The organism is Microcystis sp. M_QC_C_20170808_M9Col (assembly GCF_007095495.1).
In the GTDB taxonomy this organism is placed as follows: Bacteria; Cyanobacteriota; Cyanobacteriia; order Cyanobacteriales; family Microcystaceae; genus Microcystis; species Microcystis aeruginosa.
The window spans coordinates 1-5,097 of record NZ_SFBZ01000250.1; the positions used below are offsets into that span (position 1 = coordinate 1).

Genomic DNA, 5,097 nt, shown 5'->3' on the forward strand with positions numbered 1-5,097 from the left:
CGGACAGAAATTCAAGCCCTCGGACAGACTACCCACTGTCTATTAGGTGAAAGCTTAGTAGATAAGGTAACTGGATGAACAGGGAATCCCGAAGCGCTTAGTGCGATGGGAGCGTCAATCTCAGAAAATTTCCATTGCCTGACTACAATTCTAAAGCTTCGTAGATGTATAATTTATTCAAAAAACCGACGGTGCTGAAGTGATAACTAGGTAAAGGGGGAGGGAACCATAATTCCGTTTGATAAACGCTGAAAATGACAAAATTCTTTCTAGTGGTGTTAGTGGCGATCGCTTCTTGTAAAAAAGGATGACCCGTATCCACCAACATTTTACAGTAACCCCGCAAGAGAGCCTGCACCTCGATGGAAGCTTGCGCCCGAGCGCAGACATTATCCTTAAGATAGCTAGTTAACCTCTGGGAAGCGTATTGTTCGTAATCTTGACGATTGGGGTTAGTTGTCAGCAATATCCCCGCAATTCCCCCTAAAACCACTCCTACCACCATTCCCCCTAACCGCGCCAATTTCATAAGCTCTCAAATCATCACTCACTTACCCTAACCATAGCCCGAATTAGGATAAAAAACCTGTTGTCAACGATTCGTTTTCTGGTATAGTAGATAGTTGTACGGCGAGCGTAGCCAAGTGGTTAAGGCAGTGGATTGTGGTTCCACCACTCGGGGGTTCGAGTCCCCTCGTTCGCCCTCTTTTTAAGGATCGCTGATGATTAGGCTTTGAGGGAGTCAATTGGCACTTACCCGCTCAAATCCCCAATCAATTCGTTATCGGTAAAACCCTACACCCCACCTGCCCCCCCGATGTCGGGGGGGTTGGGGGGGCCACACCCTGTCCCCACGAAAAACTTTTTGCCGCAAACCCTACTTACAGGTTAAGACGGCACTGGAGAAGCGGAGTAGCGATAACGTGATAGTTTAGATCCGATCGGTAATGTGATATTGGGACAATAATGACCAAAGTAAATCCGAAGTTAATTATTCATGGGGGAGCGAGTTCCCTAGAGGACAAAGGTGGTTTAGAATCAGTCCGCGATTCTCTCCGGGGGATTGTTAAGAATATTTACAACCTCCTTGACAATGGTGCTAGTGCTGTGGAGGCGGTGACAAAAGGATGTATGTTACTGGAGGATGAACCGCGATTTAATGCCGGGACCGGTTCGGTGGTGCAATCGGACGGTCAGGTGCGAATGAGTGCAGCCTTGATGGATGGTCGTCACCAGCGTTTAAGCGGTGTCATTAACGTCTCGCGGGTACAGAATCCCATTAGCCTGGCTCAATTTCTCCAAAGTCAAGAGGATCGCATTCTCTCGGAAATTGGAGCTGCAGATCTGGCCAGAGAATTACAAATTCCCCTCTATGATCCCCTCACCGATTATCGGATTCAAGAATGGATGGAGGAAAGAAAGACGAATTTTAACCGTAAAATGGCCCGTTTATTTGCCGATTCGTCAGCACAACGGGGAACTATCGGGGTAGTGGCTCTTGATCAGCAAGGAGACATCGCCGCCGGAACTTCTACCGGGGGGAAGGGACTAGAAAGAATCGGTCGCGTTAGTGACAGTGCCATGCCGGCCGGCAATTATGCGAATCCATGGGCGGGAGTAAGCTGTACGGGGGTCGGGGAAGATATTATCGATGAATGTTTAGCCGCTAAGGTGGTCATTCGCGTCACCGATGGTTTTTCCCTCGCCGCTGCCGTGGAGAAATCCATGCGCGAATCCCAAACTAATGGTCGGGATCTGGGCATGATTTCCCTTGATCGTCAGGGGAATATTGTTTGGGGGAAAACGGCGGAAATTCTCTTGGCTGCCTATCACGACGGTCAGGCGATCGGTGATACCCTAGAATGGCACGGTGAAAATGTCGGTTTAATCGGTCATGTCGCCGTCGGATAGTGGAACAAACTGCGATCGAGCCTAGTCTTTTCGGTTAATCTGTACAAGATACTTCTTCTCGAAAATCTCCGTGTGGCAATACATTATTCCTATTTTTGACCCCGATGTGAAAAACTGGTCAGCCGAAGCGCGATTATTGCGCTGGATGACTTTTTTGTGGCTGTTAGTCGGGTTAGTGGTGCTTTTTTCCGCTTCCTACGCTCTGGCTGACAGTCGCTTTGATAACGGACTATACTATTTTATCCGCCAATTAATCTGGCTTTGGATTGGCTTAATTGGCTTTAATTTCCTGGTGCGATTGCCGATCGAGAAACTCCTCAAAATCGCACCCTGGATGATTTTATTAGTTTTAGGATTAATTTTGATCACTCTTATCCCCGGTTTGGGAACTAATATCAACGGTGCCACCCGTTGGATTAAAATCGGGCCGATTCTCTTGCAACCGTCGGAATTTATGAAACCGTTTCTCGTCCTGCAAGGGGCGGCGGTTTTCGGTGGTTGGCCGCGTTTAAATGTCAATCAACGGTTAACTTGGATCGCTATTTTTGGGCTAATTCTAGCGGGCATCCTCTTACAACCTAACTTGAGTACCACTGCTCTGTGTGGTATAACTCTCTGGCTGATCGCTCTTGCCTCCGGTCTGCCTTTATCCTACATGACCAGCACCGCTTTACTGGGTTTAACTATGGCCGTGGTTAGTGTTACTTTCCGCGAATACCAGAGAAAACGGATTTTGTCTTTCTTAAACCCTTGGCAGGATCCCCGGGGTGATGGTTATCAATTAGTGCAGAGTTTACTGGCGATCGGTTCTGGCGGAACCACCGGCAGCGGTTACGGTTTATCCCAACAAAAATTATTTTATCTACCCTTCCCGGATACGGATTTTATTTTCGCTGTCTTTGGCGAGGAATTTGGTTTTATTGGCGGTATTTTACTGTTAATCATGCTATTTCTCTACGCTACTCTCGCCCTAATCGTGGCGGTTAAATGTCGTCATCGCATCAAAAAATTAGTGGCGATCGGGGCGATGGTAATTTTAATCGGTCAATCCCTGTTAAATATCGGTGTGGCCACTGGTTCTTTACCCACTACTGGCTTACCTTTCCCTCTCTTTAGTTATGGCGGCAGTTCCAGTTTAGCCAGTCTCTTTTTAGCCGCCCTCTTAATCCGGGTGGCTAGGGAAGAAAATGACCCCGATCTGGTTTCCACCAGTAAAAAAAGTCCTCAGAAAATTGTCTCGGTTTTCAGTCATCAGTGATGGATTGGGAATTATGAATTATGAGTCATGAATTATGAAGTGGGGAAGTGGGGAAGCTGTCTCATCACCCTATCACCCCAAAACCCCCCGCAACGCGCAAGCAGTGACCCCCCTATCTCCTGATTCCTGACTCCTCACCCAATGTTCGACAAAGATAAGTAAAAATTATTGATTGATTCCAAAAACTTGAGAATATTTAAATTAACATTCCGCAATATTTACAAATTCTTAAGAATTAATTGAGAAAGATTTTTATTTAACAACGATGTTACAATGGTGACAGCGATTTGATAGAATTTCATAATGGGTTATTTTGTGCTTTTTTGGTTAGCAATGGTTGAAACCCTTGCCACACCTACAGGGTGATCCTAATTAAGACGGGTAAATCAGTCAATTTCACGGGCAACGATGATCTTTTTTTTGTGTAGTTTTATTGCAAAAAAAAAGTTTTTTTGACAAAAAGCACAAAGTATGATAGAAGCCCAATGGATTTCTGGCTGCGAGTAATTATTGCAGAGAAGGGAAAGGGGAAAGAGGAGAAGGGAGAAGGGAGAAGGGAGAATAAATAGGGTTTGCGGCAAAAAGTTTTTCGGTGGTGGCAGGGTGTGGCCCCCCCAACCCCCCCCGACATCGGGGGGGCAGGTGGGGTGTCGGGTTTTACCCATTTTCAGGTGACCAATTACCTAATTTTCAGGGAAAAAGTCCAGGAATTTTCCCCCTGATCACTCCCATGCCTGGTACTTTTTGATTGACAAAAAGTCTAAAAGTCTTACCCAACAAGGTTTTTAGATTTATTCAGCAAACCCTACCTAATTTTCAGGGAAAAAGTACCGGAATTTTCCCCCCGCTCACTCCCAGGGTCAGTACTTTTTGATTGACAAAAAGTCTAAAAGTCTTATCCAACAAGGTTTTTATACTAAATCCGTTGAGTATAAGCTACTGATGAGGACAGGCACTCATGCAAAAGGGGGAATAAATAATCAGTCTTTAATAACCGGATTTAGTATTAGATTTATTCAGCAAGCTCTAATTAAAGATTTTCTTAAGATTTCTGGCCATAGCCGCTCCCCGCTCCCATGCAGTCTCAACCAGAGTTTTAGGCTTAACCGAGCCGTATTACCCCGCACCCCAGGGGAACTGTAGCCAATTTTGTCGGCAAGGTGCGAACTAACCCCCGTTCCCCGTTCCCCGGCCAAACCCTAGAAATCATCGGGAATAATCCATTGGGTCGGTTGCGTCAGTTTTTTTAGTCTAGCGGCTTCTGCCATTTCTAGCATCTTTTCCAAAGAAGTTTCGGCAATGAATTTGGCTGCTTCAGCGGCATGAGCTTGATTGGGGCATTTATCGCCTAAAATACAACCATTTAGGCAATCTACAGCACAATTTACCTGTTTTTCCATAAAAATTCTCTTTTTCTGACTAGATTTGGCCTTTATATTTTAACCCAACTTTTTTTAAGTACCTAAGCAAAATTAATTACACCAAATCCGTTTTTAATAGTGCGATTAACTCCCAAGTTATGGATTGTTTCTGCCCGCTTGCTGCTAGGCCGCTCCCCACTGACCCCTCTCGAATTTCCTATACTTTTTAAACAGGATTTAGTCGGACACATCTTGCTAATCCTTTTGCCGCTCTCAACCCTAGCTAAGTAATTATGCCAGTTAAGAAAGCGGCACGCTTAACCTTTCCCTAACCCATAAATTGCTATATATTTTAATTGTGTGAGGAGTGAGAAGAAAGCAAAGTCCTTGGGGTCGAAACACGGCAAGACTCCCGAGGGCTTTTCCATGTCTAGGGAACAATTGTCAGTCTTGACATCCTCGCCGCCCTAAAAGTGCGGCGATTCCTAAACCTCACGATTTAAGTTTCTGCTTCCACCACCGTCGCATACCACAGTTAAAAAACCATGTACTGTCTTACACAGAGTC

The 5,097-nt window shown here is 45.5% G+C and carries 4 protein-coding genes and 1 tRNA gene; 3 read left to right on the plus strand and 2 right to left on the minus strand.

Translation table 11 applies throughout. The features are described 5' to 3' along the window. Nucleotides 1-142: 142 nt before the first annotated feature. Nucleotides 143-529, minus strand: a complete 387-nt coding sequence (locus tag EWV68_RS15030; protein WP_061431943.1) for a DUF4359 domain-containing protein — start codon at nt 527-529, stop codon at nt 143-145. Nucleotides 530-630: 101 nt separating this feature from the next. On the opposite strand from EWV68_RS15030, the gene EWV68_RS15035 reads away from it, so the two are divergent. The 3 genes from EWV68_RS15035 (at nt 631) to EWV68_RS15045 (ending at nt 3,169) form a co-directional block, all read left to right on the plus strand. Continuing rightward, nucleotides 631-703 (plus strand) — tRNA-His (locus EWV68_RS15035). A 263-nt stretch (nt 704-966) separates the two neighbouring features. Next, a complete protein-coding gene (locus EWV68_RS15040) occupies nt 967-1,911 on the plus strand; it encodes an isoaspartyl peptidase/L-asparaginase (protein ID WP_002757342.1) in 945 nt (314 codons plus the stop codon). Between the two features lie 70 nt (nt 1,912-1,981). Further along, complete coding sequence (locus EWV68_RS15045) at nt 1,982-3,169, plus strand: FtsW/RodA/SpoVE family cell cycle protein (RefSeq protein ID WP_287170273.1); 1,188 nt, start codon at nt 1,982-1,984, stop codon at nt 3,167-3,169. A 1,199-nt stretch (nt 3,170-4,368) separates the two neighbouring features. On the opposite strand, the gene EWV68_RS15050 is transcribed toward EWV68_RS15045, so the two are convergent. After that, a complete protein-coding gene (locus EWV68_RS15050) occupies nt 4,369-4,569 on the minus strand; it encodes a hypothetical protein (RefSeq protein ID WP_002798182.1) in 201 nt (66 codons plus the stop codon). Nucleotides 4,570-5,097: the final 528 nt, after the last annotated feature.

Bases quoted from the DNA above. Each gene is read 5' to 3' on its own strand.
- EWV68_RS15030 (WP_061431943.1), bottom strand. From the start codon at position 529: ATGAAATTGGCGCGGTTAGGGGGAATGGTGGTAGGAGTGGTTTTAGGG.
- EWV68_RS15040 (WP_002757342.1), top strand. From the start codon at position 967: ATGACCAAAGTAAATCCGAAGTTAATTATTCATGGGGGAGCGAGTTCC.
- EWV68_RS15050 (WP_002798182.1), bottom strand. From the start codon at position 4,569: ATGGAAAAACAGGTAAATTGTGCTGTAGATTGCCTAAATGGTTGTATT.